This window comes from Kovacikia sp. CALU 1929 (genome assembly GCF_056784235.1).
The window spans coordinates 471,187-488,821 of sequence record NZ_JBXBCF010000065.1; the positions used below are offsets into that span (position 1 = coordinate 471,187).

18 protein-coding genes and 1 pseudogene are annotated in these 17,635 nt (G+C 51.0%); 7 read left to right on the forward strand and 12 right to left on the reverse strand.

What is annotated here, in order from left to right; all coding sequences use genetic code 11:
* Positions 1 to 50 precede the first annotated feature (50 nt).
* Entirely contained in the window at positions 51 to 638 is a 588-nt protein-coding gene (lepB, locus tag AC1S52_RS13920) for a signal peptidase I (RefSeq protein ID WP_482029615.1), read from the forward strand.
* A gap of 12 nt (positions 639 to 650) precedes the next feature.
* Here lepB and AC1S52_RS13925 read toward each other — a convergent pair whose 3' ends face one another.
* Together AC1S52_RS13925 and AC1S52_RS13930 are read right to left on the reverse strand one after the other, a co-directional pair.
* Positions 651 to 1,205, reverse strand: a complete 555-nt coding sequence (locus AC1S52_RS13925; RefSeq protein WP_482029616.1) for a ComEA family DNA-binding protein — start codon at positions 1,203 to 1,205, stop codon at positions 651 to 653.
* Between the two features lie 5 nt (positions 1,206 to 1,210).
* A complete protein-coding gene (locus AC1S52_RS13930) occupies positions 1,211 to 1,609 on the reverse strand; it encodes an SHOCT domain-containing protein (protein ID WP_482029617.1) in 399 nt (132 codons plus the stop codon).
* A gap of 443 nt (positions 1,610 to 2,052) precedes the next feature.
* On the opposite strand from AC1S52_RS13930, the gene AC1S52_RS13935 reads away from it, so the two are divergent.
* Complete coding sequence (locus AC1S52_RS13935; protein WP_482029618.1) at positions 2,053 to 3,000, forward strand: J domain-containing protein; 948 nt, start codon at positions 2,053 to 2,055, stop codon at positions 2,998 to 3,000.
* A gap of 186 nt (positions 3,001 to 3,186) precedes the next feature.
* Positions 3,187 to 3,510, forward strand: a complete 324-nt coding sequence (locus AC1S52_RS13940) for a DUF1825 family protein (protein ID WP_482029619.1) — start codon at positions 3,187 to 3,189, stop codon at positions 3,508 to 3,510.
* Between the two features lie 120 nt (positions 3,511 to 3,630).
* Here the strand turns inward: AC1S52_RS13940 and AC1S52_RS13945 are convergent, their stop codons facing one another.
* The 7 genes and pseudogenes from AC1S52_RS13945 to AC1S52_RS13975 form a co-directional block, all read right to left on the reverse strand.
* Positions 3,631 to 4,518 (reverse strand): ABC transporter substrate-binding protein, encoded by an 888-nt coding sequence (locus AC1S52_RS13945; protein WP_482029620.1) that lies wholly within the window; start codon positions 4,516 to 4,518, stop codon positions 3,631 to 3,633.
* Between the two features lie 136 nt (positions 4,519 to 4,654).
* Positions 4,655 to 7,039 carry a TonB-dependent hemoglobin/transferrin/lactoferrin family receptor gene (locus AC1S52_RS13950; protein ID WP_482029621.1) on the reverse strand — a complete coding sequence of 795 codons (2,385 nt, stop codon included), beginning with the start codon at positions 7,037 to 7,039 and terminating at the stop codon, positions 4,655 to 4,657.
* Positions 7,040 to 7,277: 238 nt separating this feature from the next.
* Positions 7,278 to 8,057 (reverse strand): annotated as a pseudogene (locus AC1S52_RS13955) (ABC transporter ATP-binding protein).
* 154 nt (positions 8,058 to 8,211) lie between these two features.
* Complete coding sequence (locus tag AC1S52_RS13960) at positions 8,212 to 9,237, reverse strand: FecCD family ABC transporter permease (protein WP_482029622.1); 1,026 nt, start codon at positions 9,235 to 9,237, stop codon at positions 8,212 to 8,214.
* A gap of 14 nt (positions 9,238 to 9,251) precedes the next feature.
* The gene (locus AC1S52_RS13965) at positions 9,252 to 10,496 is read right to left on the reverse strand and encodes an energy transducer TonB family protein (RefSeq protein ID WP_482029623.1); all 1,245 of its coding nucleotides are present in this window, start codon (positions 10,494 to 10,496) and stop codon (positions 9,252 to 9,254) included.
* A 273-nt stretch (positions 10,497 to 10,769) separates the two neighbouring features.
* A complete protein-coding gene (locus AC1S52_RS13970; RefSeq protein ID WP_482029624.1) occupies positions 10,770 to 11,177 on the reverse strand; it encodes an ExbD/TolR family protein in 408 nt (135 codons plus the stop codon).
* Positions 11,178 to 11,193: 16 nt separating this feature from the next.
* Positions 11,194 to 11,817: a MotA/TolQ/ExbB proton channel family protein gene (locus AC1S52_RS13975; RefSeq protein ID WP_482029625.1), complete on the reverse strand. Its 624-nt coding sequence runs from the start codon at positions 11,815 to 11,817 to the stop codon at positions 11,194 to 11,196.
* A gap of 362 nt (positions 11,818 to 12,179) precedes the next feature.
* Between AC1S52_RS13975 and AC1S52_RS13980 the strand changes: the two genes are divergently transcribed.
* Together AC1S52_RS13980 and AC1S52_RS13985 are read left to right on the forward strand one after the other, a co-directional pair.
* On the forward strand, positions 12,180 to 14,243 hold the full coding sequence (locus AC1S52_RS13980; RefSeq protein WP_482029626.1) for a TonB-dependent receptor plug domain-containing protein: 2,064 nt from the start codon (positions 12,180 to 12,182) through the stop codon (positions 14,241 to 14,243).
* Positions 14,244 to 14,662: 419 nt separating this feature from the next.
* Positions 14,663 to 14,830, forward strand: coding sequence for a hypothetical protein (locus tag AC1S52_RS13985; protein WP_482029627.1), 168 nt, complete (start codon positions 14,663 to 14,665; stop codon positions 14,828 to 14,830).
* 31 nt (positions 14,831 to 14,861) lie between these two features.
* Here AC1S52_RS13985 and AC1S52_RS13990 read toward each other — a convergent pair whose 3' ends face one another.
* Positions 14,862 to 15,539, reverse strand: coding sequence for a Uma2 family endonuclease (locus AC1S52_RS13990; RefSeq protein ID WP_482029628.1), 678 nt, complete (start codon positions 15,537 to 15,539; stop codon positions 14,862 to 14,864).
* Between the two features lie 135 nt (positions 15,540 to 15,674).
* Here AC1S52_RS13990 and AC1S52_RS13995 point away from each other — a divergent pair, with 135 nt between their 5' ends.
* Together AC1S52_RS13995 and petJ are read left to right on the forward strand one after the other, a co-directional pair.
* A complete protein-coding gene (locus AC1S52_RS13995) occupies positions 15,675 to 16,280 on the forward strand; it encodes a hypothetical protein (protein ID WP_482029629.1) in 606 nt (201 codons plus the stop codon).
* Positions 16,281 to 16,394: 114 nt separating this feature from the next.
* Positions 16,395 to 16,730 carry a cytochrome c6 PetJ gene (gene petJ, locus AC1S52_RS14000; protein ID WP_482029630.1) on the forward strand — a complete coding sequence of 112 codons (336 nt, stop codon included), beginning with the start codon at positions 16,395 to 16,397 and terminating at the stop codon, positions 16,728 to 16,730.
* Positions 16,731 to 16,864: 134 nt separating this feature from the next.
* Here petJ and AC1S52_RS14005 read toward each other — a convergent pair whose 3' ends face one another.
* Positions 16,865 to 17,047, reverse strand: a complete 183-nt coding sequence (locus AC1S52_RS14005; protein WP_482029631.1) for a hypothetical protein — start codon at positions 17,045 to 17,047, stop codon at positions 16,865 to 16,867.
* Between the two features lie 172 nt (positions 17,048 to 17,219).
* A complete protein-coding gene (locus AC1S52_RS14010; RefSeq protein WP_482029632.1) occupies positions 17,220 to 17,426 on the reverse strand; it encodes a hypothetical protein in 207 nt (68 codons plus the stop codon).
* Between the last annotated feature and the right edge of the window lie 209 nt (positions 17,427 to 17,635).

Here is a 17,635-nt window from a genome sequence, read left to right on the forward strand (position 1 = left end):
CCCATCCACTTTAGCAAAGGGGGTAGAAGAAGCATGAGACAATGGAGGCTATGACTGTAGAAAACTCTCCTGAACAAAAAATCTCTTCTCCCTCCCCTCCACCTGCCTGGAAGAGTTGGCTAGAAAATGCCCAGATTCTTTTTATTGCCCTGATTCTGGCACTTTTGATTCGGGCATTTGTGGCGGAACCACGCTACATTCCTTCCGATTCAATGGTGCCAACTTTGGAGATTAGCGATCGCCTCGTGGTTGAAAAAGTCTCCTACCGATTTCGCCCACCAGAATTGGGTGAAATCGTTGTTTTTGACCCGCCGCCTCAACTTCAGATTCAGGGCTATGCCAAGGATCAAGCATTTATCAAGCGCATCATTGGCAAGCCAGGACAGACTGTGTTTGTGCGAGATGGCATCGTGTATGTGGATCAGCAACCCCTCCAGGAACCCTATGTTGCCGAATCACCCAACTACATCTGGGGACCCGCCGAGGTGCCCCCCGATTCCTACTTTGTGATGGGCGACAATCGCAACAACAGCAATGACTCCCATATTTGGGGGTTTTTACCTGAAGACAACATCATTGGTCGGGCATGGCTGCGGTTTTATCCCTTCAATCGGATGGGTTTGATTGAGAAGAAGTAAAGGGGCGAGCGGTTAGAACTTTAGATAGTGCATCAACTCAGCCGTCAGATCAGCGGGGAGGGAAAGTCGGCGCTGAAGGTGAATCAGATTTCGGTAGGGACCCAGGATGCGGTTCTCGACGATCGCCCGTGCCAGGTACAGGTCTACTCTGGGAATTCGGACTAACATCTCAACGGTTGCCGTGTTGGGGTTGATTGGCTGAATCGTGTAGACACTGCTGCCGTCGTAATAGCAAAATTGGATAATCGGTTCTAGCGGTTTGAGCCGCTGGACAGGCACACTCAGCGCTGCCGCCAAGTCTTCCAGACAGTGAAAGTGGACACCAGACTGAGCCAGTTCGGTGAGGGTCCGTGCCTGGTGGATCGACAAGCCCGGTAGCCGTAGCCAATCATCGACTCCGGCTTGATTTGCATCAATAGTCACTCCCAGGCTAACAGCCAGTTCAACTTCTTCCAGGGTTTGAAACCGATAGTAAGGGTTGTTCAGAATCTGAGCACGAACCGATGAGTAAGGCGCGATCGCCTTTAAGCGTGACTGGGCAGTAGAAATCCAATCCATAAATGTCATTGGGGTTATGCGATCCGATCCAGTAGTTGGCGACGTTTTTGTTCAAACTCGTACTCCGAAATCAGCCCATCGGCACGAAGCTGGTCGAGGTGACGCACGGCATCTGCGATCGCGCTCACGCGGTTGGGGTCAACCGGCTCTACATCAGAGGTAGCCTGGATCTCAGCCCTTTTCCCTTCATTAAAGTTCAGATCAAACTCGTCAGAATCTTGTACCAGGTACCAAACCCCTTCAATCGCACTCGCAATTTTGGGGATTTGAGTCCAGGCAAGCAGCATGTAAACTACACCCCACACGGGTTGCCCCAGATAAAACTTGTGTAATCCAGAAACAGGAATTGGATTGGCGGCACTGGCAAATGCCAGAAGAGCAGCAACCTTACGACTCTTAGGCTTACTTAACATGCCTGTCTGACTCCACAAAAAATCCGCAAACCCTGACTAGAAGCAGTTGAACCTGAACCATTCTACTGGATTCGACCAAAAAGTACTCTACCTCGGTTGCATCGCCCCTCTCCTCTATCATATTGATTCCCTATAACGTTTTGCCCGATCTTTCCTGTTGAACCGATGGGCAAGCAGTACATTAGAGATAGGGTGAGCAGGAACTAGTGGGCGAGTTGTGCAGTCAAAACAACATCTATGACTCCTATCATTCGATAAGCTTAGAGAAAAACCCATCAAGCTTCTAGGCTCAAAGCAAATTCAGGATAGGAGTATCCATCCAGCGGTAGCTTGTAATTTTTGGCTGCTCATCGGTAACTGTTACCACTCACGTCCAGCGGTAAGTCTATTCCTGCCTCATCTAACCTTTCAGGTTTGTTTTAGAATCCAGAGCTACCGGATCAATGTCACAAAGTTCGCTCCCATCAGACTGGTTAACCCGATTTTCCGATCCCTATGCAGTGTTGGGGGTGTCAATTGCGGCAGACGATCGCCGCGTTCTCAACCGTTACCGTACCATTGCCAAGATTCTTCACCCAGATAGTCAGACATCTCTTGATGAAGCTCAAAAAGCGCTAGCTGGTGACATCTTCGCTCGTCTGCTCAACCCCGCTTACCAAAAGCTAAAGCAGGAAAAAGGACGGGCAGAAAACGCTGCTCTGATCCGCTTTAAGGTCCGGCGAATGGTTCGGGAAGCTCCCCTATCCCCTGAGGGCAAATTGGCTTGTAAGCTGTTGCAAATGCCGGTGAGTGAAGTCGATGTCTTCTATGAGCAGGCGATCTCTAAACTTGCCGAAGTCCAATACACTCCCCTCAGACAGTTTGAGACCATTACCCAACAAATTAGTGAGTTGAATCTGGTCTACTCCCAGCTCAAAATGGGTGAAACTTTGATCCGTGAAAAGCGCACGGGGGTAGTTTCTGCGGCAGAAGCAAAACCCATTCAATTCACCCCACCTGTTACCGATTCGCCAACGGCGACCGAAAACTATGCCCAGCGCCATTTTAGACGGGCACAGGAATATGCTAAGAAAAACAACTGGAAGCAAGCCGTCCAGGAACTCAAGGATGCGATTAAGATTGAGGCAGATAAGAGCGAGTATCACGCCCTACTGGGCGCGGTGTACTGGCACCAAAACTTGCCTGGTATGGCAAAAGCTTACGTGAATCAGGCATTAAAGCTGAATCCCCGCGACCCACTTGCCCGTAAATATGCACCTAAGGTCGGCATTTCAATTACGGCTGAGGACGATGGCAAACAGAATGGTAAAACAAACGGTCGTCAACAGAATTCTAAAAGCGTCAACCGTGGCGGGCTGTTTGGGTTTTTTAGGGCAAAAAAGGGAGAGTAGTGAAACCCCTACCTGGCACGACTTAACTGAAGCGGATGCTTGCATTAAAATGATCTTATATTCATTGAAAAGCAGCCTCTAAACCTCATCCCAGTGAGAACTGGAAAAAATCTCCAGGAAAAGCTACGGGTTTCTAATTCGTGAGGTTTATAACCGGGTTGATATAAGCAACTTGATTTGAGCGCAATGGGATTTTTTGACTCCGAGATTATTCAGCAGGAAGCCAAGCAGCTATTTGAGGATTACCAATCGCTCATGAAGCTGGGTGAAGATTATGGCAAGTTCGATCGCGAGGGCAAAAAGCTCTTTATCGAACAAATGGAAGCCATTATGGATCGCTACCGCATTTTTATGAAGCGGTTTGAGCTATCTGAAGACTTTATGGCTCAGATGACGGTTGAGCAACTGAAAACTCAGCTTGGTCAGTTTGGGGTCACGCCTCAGCAGATGTTTGAACAGATGCATCGGACGCTGGAACGGATGCGATCGGAAGTTGAAAAAATGCAGTAGGGAATGAACTTTATCCTGATGTGAAGTTAGCGCTGGGTTTTAGTCCCAATCCTTGATGCCAGTGGGATTCTAAAAGGTAAAGGGCTATCATTTCAGCCGTTTGATCCAAGCCTTTGCTGGTCAGGAGGGTTTAGTGGCAAAAACCTGTTTTAGCTGTTGGCAGGCTTTTTCTACGGCATCAATGCTGCCAGGGTTCACTAAACCGTAATAGTCAAAGACATAGACGCGATCGCTACCAACCGCTTTCAGTTTGTTCCAAAACGGGGCAGACTTGAGCTTTTCAACGGTTCCATCCCCCGGATCGACCAGAATCAGAATCTCTGGATCGGCTTCCAAAACTTTCTCAGGGGAAAGGGTAACATACCCCCGCATCGGGCTTTGTCCCTGCAAATCGGCTATCAAATTATTGACTTGAAATTGCGTTAACAGATCCCCTGCCCAACTGGTTTTATTGGGTGCAAGGATGGGTTGATTGCTGACCAGAACCAGAGTAGATGCATTCTGGTTAGAGGTGGAATTCAAAAAGGATTGATAGGACTTGAGCAATGGTTCTGGATCTGCGTCAATTTCAGCCGCCAGGGTGCGGGTCAGGTCTTCCAGCGATCGCCAGCTATTTACCTGGGTTGCCAGCGTCCGAATTCCCATCCCTTTCAGCTTTTCCAGAATCTGATCGTGGAACCCGGTGGCTCCTACAACCAGATCGGGTTTCAACGCCACAATTTTTTCCAGGTTAGGTGGGGTCTGTCCCTCACTGACTCGCGGTAGTTTGGTAAATTCAGGATTTTTAGCCAGCAAGCGACTGCCAGAAATACCAACCAGTTTTGAACGATCCAGTCGATGAATGATGTCGGCTGAGAGGGATGTCAACGCGACTACTTTAGAAGCCTGGGTGGGAACGGTTTGATTTGCTGTAGGAGAAGCATTGGAAGTAGAAGGCTGTTGCACTGTAGCGGTGTTGCAGCCAACCAGGAGGAGGGAGAGGAGGAGGGAGATGGTGAGTTTGTGCATGGGGAGGGGGGAGGGGAAAGTTGAGAGGGGAAAGTTGAAAGTTGAACTGGGCTTAGACCTCCGAGGTTTTGAAAACCTCGGAGGTCTGAACACCTCACAGACCTCTAACAACCAACAACTAACAACCAACAACTGTTCAAAATCTCCAGGTCAGTCCGGCTCGCAGGCTAAGACCCGGTTGGGCGTAGCGACCGATATCGACAGGGGTGGGGGATTCGATCAGGGGACGAACATCGGAGTAGAGGAAGTACTGGTTGTTGAGCAGGTTGAACAGCCCTATGTTGAAGGTCAACAGGGGAGTGATGTTGTAGTAGCCGACCAGGTCAACGACGGTGTAGCCAGTGGGGGTGTAGGAACCTGCGGGGCGATCGCCGCGCAGACGGGGGCTACTGGCAAAGGTGGCAATCAGGTCGGTGCCCCAGCGATTTTCCGGGGCGCGATAGCGGAATCCCAAAACGGCTTTGAAGGGATCAACGCTTTCCAAAGGCTGGTTTGCCGTGAGGTCGTCACCTCTGGTTAAACCGAGGGCAGCAATGAAACTGAATCCGTGGGGAGTCGGGCTGAAACGATATTCGCCCGTTAGTTCAAAACCATAGGTGCGTGCTTTGGCAATGTTCTGGGTTTGAAACAGGTTAACGGGAAATCCGGGGACGAGGGCAAAGTCAATGCCTGCGGGGGCAAAGGTTTCGATGAAGTTGTCATAGTTGTTATAGAAACCTGTAACACTGAAGTTGAATTGACTAAATCGTCCGCGCAGACCCAGTTCAAAGGTGTCGCTGGTTTCGGCTTCGAGATCGGGGTTGGAAAGGGTTTTGTAGCGAAAACCGGGGCTGGTAAGGTTGGTGAATCCGGCGTTGATTTCGCTGAAGAGGGGAGCGCGGAAGCCACGGGCATAGCGGCCCGTCAGTGCCAGTTCTGGCTGTATCTGCCAGACAAAGCCAATGTTGGGAGATACGGCTGAGTCCTTAAAATCGGCGGCGCTGGCTCCCGGATTGCGGAAGTAGACGACATCGGGACGGGTATTGAGTCTGTAAGTATCGAACCGCAGACCGGGAATCAGGCTAAAGGTCTGACCAAATTCCATTTCGTCTTGCAGGTAAATTCCCAAACGAAAGGTGTCAGAGTCAGGGAAGTCTTTGACGGGGAAATTGTCTGCACCAACGACATTGGTTCTCAAGATTGGAACGCCGAGGGCATTGAAACGAGTTTCCAGTCCATCCCGCACCCGTTCGTTGCGAGTACTGGAAATGTCGATGCCGTAGGTGAGGCGATTGAAAACATTACCAATCGTGAATATGCTTTGCAGTTGCAGGTCACCCCCAATCACTCGATCCAGGAAGGTGTTTTCTAGAGTGCGGAAGCGGCGGCGATCGGCACCGGCTCCAAGCCTGACAAAGTCCTGGGTACGCAGTTCGCTGACCCTGGCATCCTGGTAGTAAAACTGGACGCGGGCAGCACCGAGAAAGCCAGGACTGTTGGGATCGTCGAAGGTGTAGGAGAAACTGACGCGATCGCGCTGGGTTTTCGCTTCCAAAGTCTCATCCTGTCCTCGAAACCCGGCGGGTCCAACTAAATTTTGCACCGTGAGACGAGCAACGGAGAAGTCATCTTCGTTGCGGAAGAATTCGGTAGTCAGGGCAAGGTTACTGGTTTCGCTGAGACGATAGACCAGTTTACCCAACCAGTTACTACGGGCGTTGTAGCGGGAATCGACAAATTCGTTGTCCCTGGGCAGGCGGGACTCGTAACCATCCCGACGGGTGTAACCCACCAGTGCTTCAAGCGCTCCGACGCGGAAGGCAGTGATCCCACTGGTGACCCAACTGCGATCGCTGCTCTCAAAATTGGTGGATAGGCTGGTGATGGCATCCTGCCGATTGAACCGTTCCAACAGGTAGGATGGATCGACCGTCCTAAAGCTGACAACCCCGCCTAATGCATCACTGCCGTAAAGGGCAGAAGCCGGACCCCGAATCACTTCCACCCGTTGCAGCGATTCAATATCGACATAGTCGCGCCCCAGGGAAGGAGTACCAAACTGAAACTGAGGCGGAATCCGAATGCCATCGTTCAAAATCAACACCCGGTTGCCACCCAACCCCCGAATGTTAATGTCCTGCAACCCGTAGCGGCGATCGTTGCCGACGGAAACATTCGGCTCATAGCGGAATAGATCCCGCAAATCTCGCATCACGAACTCATCAATCTCTTTGTCATCAATCACTGTAATCGAAGCGGGGGATAGCCTCGTCGGACGGGGAGTTCGGGTTCCTGTGACGGTTATTTCCTCTTCCTCAATGTCCTCTAAGGGATCATCCGGTCGAGTGGCAGGTATTTCAGGAGAGGCAGGTTCCTGAGTCAGCCAGATCGCATCGGTATGGGGACGGGGAATCTCAGAAAGGCGCGGAACCGATGGAGTGGAAATGACATCGTCCTGTTGGGCAGGCGGAACCGCGATCGCGATCGGCGCAGCCACCAGAGTCAACAGAACACTGTTGATCAAAGCTCGATTAAGTTTCATACTGTTAGGCGTTGATAATGACCAGGGCGAGTTAGCGCTTGCCCTTTTTTTGTAAGAAGTGAGGAGGGAGGGGAGAGGGGGTGTTGGTTGTTAGAGAGGGGAGTCCACCTTTGATGTTTTTCAGACCTCGGAGGTTTTTGAAAACCTCCGAGGTCTAAGCCTGGAGGTCTAAGCCTGACAGTACCGATTCCCTCCTTTAACTTTCAACTCAAAACTCAAAACTCGGAACTCTCAATTTTCAACTCTCAACTTTCCCCTCCCCCGGTCCATCCCGACTGTGGGCATGATGCACGGCTGATGCCAGAGGGCAGATTTGCAGACCGATCGGGGTTTGTAGCAGGGTGGCTTCGACACCGAAAACATCGGCAAGGTTGGCTGGGGTAATCACTTCTTCTGGAGCACCGATCGCCGTAATGGATCCCTGTTTCAGCATGGCGATGCGATCGCTGTATCGGATTGCCAGATTCATGTCGTGCAGTACAGTGATGATGGTTAGATTGCGCTCCTGATTCAGTTCCTTCAGAAGTTCCAGCAATTCCAACTGGTAACGCAGGTCGAGAAAGGCGGTAGGTTCGTCCAGCAACAGTACCTGGGGATCTTGTGCCAGTGCCAGTGCCAGAAATGCCCGTTGACGTTCACCACCGGAGAGGTGCTCAATGGGGCGATCGCTTAGGGAGTTGAGGCGCGTGTGGGCAATCGCCAACTCGACTTTCTGGCGATCGTCACGATTTAACTCCCATTGCCACCAGGGTTGATGGGGCGTGCGTCCCAGTCCCACCAGTTGGCGCACGGTCAACCCGACGGGCACTGTTTGCTGTTGGGGCAGAATCGCCAGCCTGCGAGCAACCCACGCAGCCGACTGGTGATGAATCACTTTGCCATCCAACAAAACCTTTCCTCAGTGGGGCGGCAAAATTCGACTCAGCAAGCGCAAGAGCGTGGATTTACCAGAACCATTTGCACCCACCAGGCTGAGCCATTCCCCCGGATGCAGTTCCAGATAAATGTCTCGAATCACCGACGAATCAGTGTAGCCGCCAGAGAGATTGTGAGTGGAGAGCGGGGAGTAGGGAGTGGGGAATGGGGGATGGTTGGTAGGGGGTCTCTGCTTCCGCAGATCTCTTTGCTGATTCTGGCTCCTGACTCCTGACTCCTATCTCCTGTTTTCTTTCTCATGCCACCACCCTCCTGCCTCTTCGATAGAGCAGCCAGATGAACAGAGGGGAACCCAGTAAGGCGGTTACGGCTCCTACAGGAAGTTCGATCGCCCCCAGGCGGGAAAGTAAATCGGCGAAGGTCAACACCCAGGCTCCACCAATGGCTGAGAGGGGCAGCACCCAGCGATAATCAGAACCGACCAGGAGCCGTACCCCGTGGGGAACGACCAGTCCCACAAAGCCAATCAACCCTGCCATACTGACGGCACTGGCGGCGAGTAGACTGGCGATCGCCCCAATCAACAGCCGCGATCGCATCAAAGAGGTGCCTAACCCCACTGCCAGGTCATCTCCCAGTGCCAGCAGATTCAAGTTTCGTGCCAGCAGACAGCCAGCGATCAGAGCTGCCCCAACATAGGGACCCGCCATTGTCACCTCCGACCAGCCCCGACCATTTAAGCTACCAATTAACCAGTTGAGGGCGGCTTGAATGCGTCCATCATCTGCCATTAGCAGCAGCGTCGTTTGAATCGCACCAAACAGGGAACTGACTGCCACCCCTGCCAGAACCAACCGTTCAACCGCAACGCCTCCCCCAGAAAAGCCGAGACCGTAAACAATGGAAGCCGTCAGGAGCGCCCCCATCCAGGCTCCCAATGGTATCCAGGCTTGCAGCACGTTCAGGATAATCAGGGCGATCGCCACCAGTCCCGCTCCGGCTGAAATCCCCAGCACAAACGGATCTGCCAGTCCGTTGCGTAACATCCCCTGTAGCAGTGCCCCTGACATGCCCAGGGCGGCTCCCACCACCAGTGCCGCCAGAATCCGGGGAAGCCGTAGCTCCCAGATAATCGTCTGGTGCAGGGGGATTCCCTGGTGTTGAACTGCCTGCCACACTTCCCCCAGGCTCAACGACACCGCTCCCTGGCAAAGGGAAACCGTGATCGTCAGCAACAATCCTGCCATTAGCAAAAGAACCGTGGACAGGACGCGATCGCCCGCTTGTAAATGGGCCTGTAACCTGGAAAGTTGGGCTGTCATGGATGGAAAATTCCTTAATTACCCGCAGGTGCTTCTACTGGTGCAGGGGGTGGTTCTACTGGCGCAGGCTCCGGCTCCGGTGGGCTGAAAAACTCTGGGACCGCAGTTGCGGGTGCTGGCGGCACCTCAATCGGGGGAGCCGCTTCTATAACTGGAGCAGGGGCAGGTTCTGGAGGGGGTGGCGCTGGTCTTTCCGCCGCCGCCGGGGGAGCCGCAGGGGAATCGGAAGGAGCAGGGGAATCGGAAGGAGCAGGGGCAGCAGAAGGGGATGGTTTTGCAGGGGCATCCACCGCCGCCGCAGGCGCACGCTTGCGTTCTTCTGCCTGTCGCCGTTCTTCCTCTGCCCGTTGCTGTCGTTCTTCCTGTTGTCGTTGTCTGGCTTCCTGCCGTCGCCGTTCTTCGTTCTGTCGCTGAAAACTTGAGCCGTCTTCCTCATAGGTGACCCGCACCCGTTTCCGCACCCCTTCCTCAGGCACCGTTTGTGGATCAAATCGCCACTTGCCCATTGTTTCCAGAGTTTCCCGATCTAAGTCGGGGTTTCCGCTAGATTTTCGCAGTCTTACTTTGACGCTGCCATCAGCCTGAACCTCCATATCCACCCGTGGACTTGCTTCTGATCCCTGGTATTTAGGCTTCGGGCAACTCAAGCACACAGGTTCCCTGGGTTTAGCAGGTTTAGCAGGTTTTGCTGGGGGAGCAGTCCTTACCGCGGTTCCTCCCGGCTTACCCTTGGGATCGCCATCCGGTTTACCGGCAGGATTAAACCCGGTAGGACGACTGGCATTGCCAAACCCGCTCCCTGTCCCAAAGGGTTTGAAGATCGGACCTCCACCCACCTGGAATTTTTCAGTGGCAGTGTCCCCCGTCATCGGTTGAACCGCTTCATTCGTGGGAGGATTGGGGTTGTCGCTAGGGGCATCTTCTCCTACGGGCTGAGGAGCCTGACTTTCGGGGGATAAAGGTGGGGGGGGAGCTATCTCCGGGGCAAAGGCAACCTCCTCTGGCACGTCCTCTGGCTCAGGAGGTGGCTCCACTTCGGCAACTTCCTCCGGCACAGGTTCCTCTGGTGGCACTTCCTCCACAATCAGTTCAATTTCTTCTTCCTGATCTGTGGGCAGTAGGTCCGAAAGGCGTCCAACCTTGAATGTCATAGCAGTCGCATGGAATGCCAGCGAACCGATTAGACTGGAAACCAGGAAAATTTTCAGCGCTTTCCCTTCTTTTTGCCGCTGTCGATTAACAGATTCTGAACTGTTCATGGGGAAGTTGGGAGGTGAAAGTTGAGAGTTGAAAGTTACAAAGTTGAGAGGTGGGGAAGAGGAGTGGTAAGGGGTATGGGATTTTGTTGGTCATTCGTCCTTTGTCACTGGTTCTTTGTTATTTGTAAATCCCAATGACTAAGGTCATTTGTCCTTTGTCACTGGTCCTTTGTTACTTGTAAATCCCAATGACTAATGACCAATGACCAATAACCGAACATGCCTACTGATCGCTGACCTTGCTCACCCCTCACTGGCGTTTCGTTGCGTTCGTCATCGACGTTGCGTAGCAATCGCCATCTTTGCCCCTTCTACCTGGCGAATTTGATCCATGACGGCAACAACGCGATCGTGGGTGACGGAGCCATCCGCATTCAGAACTACGATCAGGTCTTTACCCGGTTCGTTTAGCTGGCGAACGGCAGTGGACAAAACCTCGACCTGCGTGGGTGCCTTATTCAGGTAGAGGTTGCCCTGTTTGTCGAGGGTGACGGTGGCTCGGATGGTCTGTTGGGGTTTAGCGGATTGGGCTTTGGGCAGGTTGACGGTCAACCCTTCAAACCGCCCCAGAAAGAGGGTAGACATGATGAAGAACGTGAGGATGGCAAAGATCACGTCAATCATCGGCACGATGTTGATCTGGGGCGCAACTTCCGGTTCATCGATCGCGCGTCGTCGCATAGGAAACCTCCCTGATTTATCTATGACGGCGGCGATGCAGTAATTCCAACTCCGCCGAGTGTTCTTGAATCATTGCCAGTTGCCGCAGATAAAACCCCCGAAACGTGTTTGCAAAAAACAGCGTCCCTACTGCCACAATCAAACCGAACGCAGTTGAGATCAGGGCTTCACTGATCCCGCTAGTGACTTGGGAGGCATTTTCGTTTGCCATAGTGCCCAAATTTAGGGCAGAAAACGATTGGATCAATCCCAAAACGGTTCCCAGTAAGCCCAGGAGGGGCGAAAGGGTGACAATTGTATCAAACACATTGTTAAACCGCTTCAGAATCGGAATTTCTGCTTGAGTCGCCCCGTCGATCGCCAGTGCCAGTTCATCGGGTTCTGCATCTTCCAGCGATAGCGCTTCCAGAAAAATTCGAGCTATTGGCAGATCCACATTCCGCTCTAGCTTGGTTACGGTTAGTGCAGGATCTTCTCGATACAGTGTCAGAGCTTCTTTGACCACCTTTTCCTGGCGACGGTTAATGCGATACCAGAAAACGGTGCGCTCCGCGATCAGGGCGATCGCCACAATCGAAAACAGCAAGAGCGGAATCGCTACAATCCCAGCGGCGATCAAAATTTCACCAAGCCTTTGCATGCACACTCCTAATTCAACAGGAAAATATCTTGAATCCGTAGCCAGATTCAAACCGCACCGATGGATTCCATCAACAATCGCACTATAGAGCTTAATAGGAATCTATTGCAAGTGCTAGAAGTTTAAAATCTAAGCCGTGCAACTGAATAACGGAAAGAATATAGGGGATGGCGGCAGCCAACAGATGCCATCTCAGGCAGTTCACCAATCCATCTAAGCGCGCTGTCAAAGTTTGACACAGTGTCTTTTGACAAATTGAGTGAGTTGGCAAAAAATGAAACCTTTGATGGTGTCCCACTCATCTGTGGCAGGTTGCCTCCGAGCAGGGACGTATTTTTGTGAGAATATTAGCAATTACAACGATGAGCTATCTGCGGCTGTTTAGTGCAACAGTGGTTGGGTCTAATTTGTTGTGGGGGGCGATCGCCCAATCTCAGGAAGCCCCGCTTTTAAGCCAGTTCAAGCTCAATCGTCCTGCTGTCCATGCTCAATGGCTATTGGATCCACCGCACACTTCAAATCTGCCCCTCCAGATGGCGGCTGAAACCGAAGGGTCAGATGCCGCAGACGATGAGGAGGAAGAGGAAGAGATCGTTGTGGAAGGGAAGCGCGCCCCTGCAACCTCCTCTCCAACTTATGTCATCACTGGTGAGGAACTGGATCGCCAGGGAGCCAACAGTGTTACGGAAGCCTTACGGAATTTGCCTGGATTCGCCATTAACGACACCGGGTTTGGAGCCGATATCCACACCGGACTCTTCTATCGGGGCACCACACTGAATCAAAACACGTTCTTGGTCAATGGCAGACCCATCGGCAGCAACGTCAGCACCTATCACGGTGCCACCGATTTGAATAGTTTCCTGGTGGGTGATATTGAGAAAATTGAGTTGTCCAGCGGCACTGCATCCACGCTGTATGGGTCAGAGGCATTTGGTGGGATTGTCAATATTGTGACTAAAGCAGTAGGCAGCGAGACCACCAAAGGGAATGTACTAGCGCAGGGTGGTTCCTATGGTCAACAAAATTATCGCGGCGGGGTTACGGGATCCTTGGGCAGGGTGGGATACGCGATCGCCTATGAACGGTTCCAGGCAGACAACAACTATCTCGTGCCCGAGGGGGCAGCCAATCGGGGCGATGATGGACGCCTGTTTAACGGCGACACCCTATTTGAAAACTACTCTGGCAGAATGTCTTACACGATTGACGCACGCAACACATTGAACCTGGATGCCTACAAAATTACCAGCCGCAAAGGATTACTATACTTTGGGTTTCCGCTCCAGCGCGATCGCCTCGACCATGACGGACTCAATCTAGGGCTATCGTGGAGATCCCTGGTTGGCGGTGGTCAAGATTCTGTTCTTACCGCGACGGTTGGCTATAACCGAGACTATTTCAGCACTTACGGTCCCACCCGCAATATCTTCTATCGCACAGGTGCCTTGGACTCTCAAGGACTCACCGCCCGGATGGAACATAACTGGCAGGTCGCGCCCATTTATAACCTGCGTTACGGGATCGATCTGAAAAGTGAGTTTTTTGAAGGTGAAACCTTCAGCAATGTCCCCCAACTGATTTCGTTAAATGAGGTGGAGGACCGCGATCGCACCAATACGGCACTCTTCATCCTCAACACATTCAAAATCCTGGATAACCTACAGTTTGAACTGGGTTTGCGGCAAAACTTCAACAGCGAGTATGGCAGTTCCGCCCATCCCAGTACTGGCGTGCGATGGGATATTACGCCCAACCTGGCGGCACGAGGCAGTTGGGTGTCGGTGCGGCGCAACCCCGGTTTAGACCAGCTATATCTGTTCGATACAGTACACAACTGGCTACCGAATCCCAACCTCAAGCCCGAACTCGGTTCTGCCTGGACAGCAGGGATTGATCTGCGTTTTACTTCCACAGTCACCGCTCAGTTCACCTACTTTGGCAATACCCTGGAAGACCGCATCAGTGTCGTCGTCGGACGTTGGGAAAATATCGGACTGGTCAACACTAACGGATATGAAGCCGCCATGCGCTGGCAAATTACACCCCAGTTTTCGGCACTGGCAAATTACACCTACACCGATGCCCGCATTGAAACGGGTGCCGACAAAGGACTACAACTAAGCACGGTGCCGTTTTCAGTGGGGCAAGTGGGCATTGGCTATCACAATTCTGGTTGGCAGGTCAACGTATATGCCAGTTACAACAGCGGTTCCCGTCGTGCCCTGTTTACCGATACCGGTGTCAGCAGTCGGGAGTTCTCTCCTTCGTGGCTGAATCTGGACTTTAATGCACGAGTTCCAATCACCAAGAATCTTGCCTTTTTGCTCTATCTTGAAAACCTGGCAAATGTTCGCTATGAGAAGGTAAATCGTATCTATCAACCCGGTTTGACGATTCGTGTCGGGCTGAATGCCAATTTTTAGGCGGCTATTCAAATGCAATTAGATAGCAACTGTCTCAAAAGATTGATCTGGACCAATCAGGAAGGAGCGATCTTTTTTTGTTTGCGTAAATTTTGTTTGGCACCGACTGTCCACTAAAAGTCATTGAGATCAAACTCAAAAGCAATTATTAAGAAAAATCATTTTGCTCCAAAAAAGCAGAAGCAATTTAAGGCTGAAAATCCTTGCCAGTCAATATTTATAGCTCTTTTCCATAGAGTCGAGTAAGGGCGATCGCAGTTTCGATGCTAGTTGACTTTAGATCAGAACTTCAATAAATATAGATATTTAGTGAAATTTATTCTCAATTAAATTCAACTCCAAGCTTGCCTTGGAGAAACTTTTTTATGGTCAAAAGGTGATGACCTCTTGCTTTTACTGAAAATAATTCTCAGTGGGGAGTGAGCTATTTCTGGAAGTGGGTTCAACAAACAATTGGAGCCGTGATCATCGTCTCCATCGGTATCTGCCCTATTTTATTTAGCACAGGTTTTGTCATGTGGTGGCATCAATGGCGTAAGAAAGGAGGCGATCGCACCCATGAAACCACTTTCATCCAAGCTCGATGAACCATTGAATGACGTTGTTTTGCCTTTCCTTTTAATAACGACTCAACTGCTGCACAAATGCTTGATGCTCTGGTGAATTCAATCCTTGCTGCAATACCGATAACACGGTTGTCATCTCTCCTGACAACAGTGCAGACACCGCTAACCACAAACCTGGAAATATCTGGCTCCGAACAATTCCTTGCTCATCAGGCAGTTGAGAAATATAGTCATCGGCTTCCAATACAAACCAATCCAACTGCCCCTCTAATGTTCGCCAAACGATATATTCCCGCACTTGATTGCGACGATAGGCACGTTTCTTATCATGCAGGTCGATCGCCACACTACTCGCCACCACTTCCACAACCAGTTCAGGCGCACCCTCAATGTAATCATCTTCACCAATCCTGGCTTGTCTCCCTGGCAGCAGCAATACAGCATCTGGTTGGGGTTCGTTCTCCAGATCAAGCCTCACCGTTGGTTCAATGCCCAAAACCACACCTGGAGTTGCAGTTTTATAAGTCCATAGCCAACCAGTAATGTCTCCATGAGGCTCCCCATGACTTTTAATTCTCAGCGGCGATGCCATATAAACCACTCCCTCAACCAATTCAGCTTTCTTTAAGTGCAGCATCGCTTCGTAGCGCCGCTCAAACTCAAATCGGGAAAGGCGATCGCCGTTTTCTAGTGGTGGAATCGAAAGTTTGGATCCTGGAGTTGCAACCATGAGTAGCCCTCGCAACATAGCCTCATTCTAAGCTCCACCTATGAATGCTCAAACAGGAATGTCTGTGATTACAAAACCAACCTCTGTAAGTCGGAACCATGCAAGCTTTAGGTCCTTGTGCAAAGGAATAACATTGTGATTCGTGGTGAAATTGGCTATGTGGGATTAGCAGACTGGTGGCTATCAGAATTTACCGCAGATGAGCGGGAGCATATTGAATTGGTTTACCAACCGATTGGGGTCGGTGCTGCCAATCCCCACCCATTAACTCAGGGAAATGTAGAATTTACTGGACTGACGGCAACGTTTCTGCTGACCTGTTTGGCAACCTGGTTTAATCAATCCAGCGATCGCCCCCTGGCACGCCGCATCCTGGCAAAAGCCGAGCAGGAATCCACCACCGAACCCGATGTACTCACCCTCCATTCCTTTTGGGAAATGAAACGGCGGGTTTACTACGCAGATTGGGAAACCGATCCAGCGGCACTCAAGATTGTGATTCATGCCTGCGAACAGCAAATTGCGATCGCTCCCGCTACGATCCAAAAGATGAAACTCCTCTATTCCACCAGTGCCATCCCTAAACATTCAGGCTATCAGTACTTAGCAATAATCCGAGCACAACAAAAAAATTACCCAGAAGCCATTCGTCTATGCCAAACAGCAAAGGATCAAGGCTGGACAGGGGACTGGGACAAGCAAATTGCTCGCTATCAGAAGCAATTACAGCGTGGGGAATAGTTGGACGATAGCTTAATAATTCTAAAAGTTTGACGGTTTGTCTTTTGACGGGTTCAATTGCCTGAACCATAATTTTAAACTGCTGATTTTCTGGATTATTACAAGGGAGAAACTGTGAGAAAAATCTTCGTTATCGTCGTAGCGATCGTCGTTTTTGCCGCTAACTTTACCCAACCGGCATTAGCTGCTGACATGGCTCTAGGTGCCAAAGTGTTTAACGCAAATTGTGCCGCCTGTCACTCTGGCGGCATGAACGTAGTGGCAGCCCCTAAGAACCTGAAGAAAGAAGCCCTCAAACAGTACGGCATGGACTCGCCGGAAGCCATTATTAGTCAGGTTACCAATGGCAAAGGCGTTATGCCTGCCTTCAAAAGCAAGCTTAAGCCTGAGGAAATGGAGGCAGTTGCCGCTTACGTCCTTGACCAATCAGAAAAAGGCTGGGGTAAGTAAGGGTATTTAAAAGCAGTTCAAAAAAACAATCAGGGGTGAATTCGTTGAAGCATAATTCCCAGTTCACCCCTGGTAAAACTTGTCCTAGCTACGTGGGTGATTGGCCAGTCATGCTGACTGGAGATGAGAAAGCATCATGAATCCGTTGCCTGATCAATCGCCTCAGTTTCTTGAGCAGGTTGATTAACCTGTTTTAAGTCAAAAACCCTGTCGGTATTGTTGGGAGAATGAGATACCGTTTCCGATTCTTCTGCATGAGATCCAGTAGCTTCTGGAAAGGCTTCGCCATCTGGGATTGATTTCTTTGTCTCGCTCAAAAAGCCTGCTCGCTCGTCTGCTACCAGGATCGATTTTGTATTATTTAGAACCAGTAGACACCGGAAACGGCGCAACAGGTCTAATAGCTACCTTACTTTACCAAACAAGCTATCTGGTTAGAACAAAGTCCCCTTGATTGGAAAGAATACCGAGTAGATCACTCACGAGATCTTAATCGGTGGAGCATTGCGAAAAGATCTCCAGATGCGGTGCAGTTTCAGATTCTTGATTCCCAGAAACGGGCGATCGAGTCTGATTCGGTTCGCTTTGAGTACACTCAGGAGCAAGAACACTGGAGGGAACCAGTTTCACACTGAAGCTAAGGGACTCGCAAATTAATAAAGTGCCAACGTCATTCCCGCGCAGGCGGGAATCCATCGTGGAGCAGATTGTCTAGCGGATACTTTATTTTGGGGCACATCTCTAACCAATACCAGCTCTACTGTTCGGTCTTAAACCTTACAGAACGGTTTGTGGTCAATCCAAACCTGTTTGAAGCTGGGAGGTGCCTGGTTGGAAGCTGGAGACGAAGCCTGGGCACTAGGTGGAAGACCGCTCTATGCCCAGGTACCACGAGTACCCCAGGA

Excerpts from the sequence above, each read along its gene's own strand:
- lepB (WP_482029615.1), top strand. The coding sequence starts at position 51 with ATGACTGTAGAAAACTCTCCTGAACAAAAAATCTCTTCTCCCTCCCCT.
- AC1S52_RS13925 (WP_482029616.1), bottom strand. The coding sequence starts at position 1,205 with ATGACATTTATGGATTGGATTTCTACTGCCCAGTCACGCTTAAAGGCG.
- AC1S52_RS13930 (WP_482029617.1), bottom strand. The coding sequence starts at position 1,609 with ATGTTAAGTAAGCCTAAGAGTCGTAAGGTTGCTGCTCTTCTGGCATTT.
- AC1S52_RS13935 (WP_482029618.1), top strand. The coding sequence starts at position 2,053 with ATGTCACAAAGTTCGCTCCCATCAGACTGGTTAACCCGATTTTCCGAT.
- AC1S52_RS13940 (WP_482029619.1), top strand. The coding sequence starts at position 3,187 with ATGGGATTTTTTGACTCCGAGATTATTCAGCAGGAAGCCAAGCAGCTA.
- AC1S52_RS13945 (WP_482029620.1), bottom strand. The coding sequence starts at position 4,518 with ATGCACAAACTCACCATCTCCCTCCTCCTCTCCCTCCTCCTGGTTGGC.
- AC1S52_RS13950 (WP_482029621.1), bottom strand. The coding sequence starts at position 7,039 with ATGAAACTTAATCGAGCTTTGATCAACAGTGTTCTGTTGACTCTGGTG.
- AC1S52_RS13960 (WP_482029622.1), bottom strand. The coding sequence starts at position 9,237 with ATGACAGCCCAACTTTCCAGGTTACAGGCCCATTTACAAGCGGGCGAT.
- AC1S52_RS13965 (WP_482029623.1), bottom strand. The coding sequence starts at position 10,496 with ATGAACAGTTCAGAATCTGTTAATCGACAGCGGCAAAAAGAAGGGAAA.
- AC1S52_RS13970 (WP_482029624.1), bottom strand. The coding sequence starts at position 11,177 with ATGCGACGACGCGCGATCGATGAACCGGAAGTTGCGCCCCAGATCAAC.
- AC1S52_RS13975 (WP_482029625.1), bottom strand. The coding sequence starts at position 11,817 with ATGCAAAGGCTTGGTGAAATTTTGATCGCCGCTGGGATTGTAGCGATT.
- AC1S52_RS13980 (WP_482029626.1), top strand. The coding sequence starts at position 12,180 with ATGAGCTATCTGCGGCTGTTTAGTGCAACAGTGGTTGGGTCTAATTTG.
- AC1S52_RS13990 (WP_482029628.1), bottom strand. The coding sequence starts at position 15,539 with ATGGTTGCAACTCCAGGATCCAAACTTTCGATTCCACCACTAGAAAAC.
- AC1S52_RS14010 (WP_482029632.1), bottom strand. The coding sequence starts at position 17,426 with ATGGATTCCCGCCTGCGCGGGAATGACGTTGGCACTTTATTAATTTGC.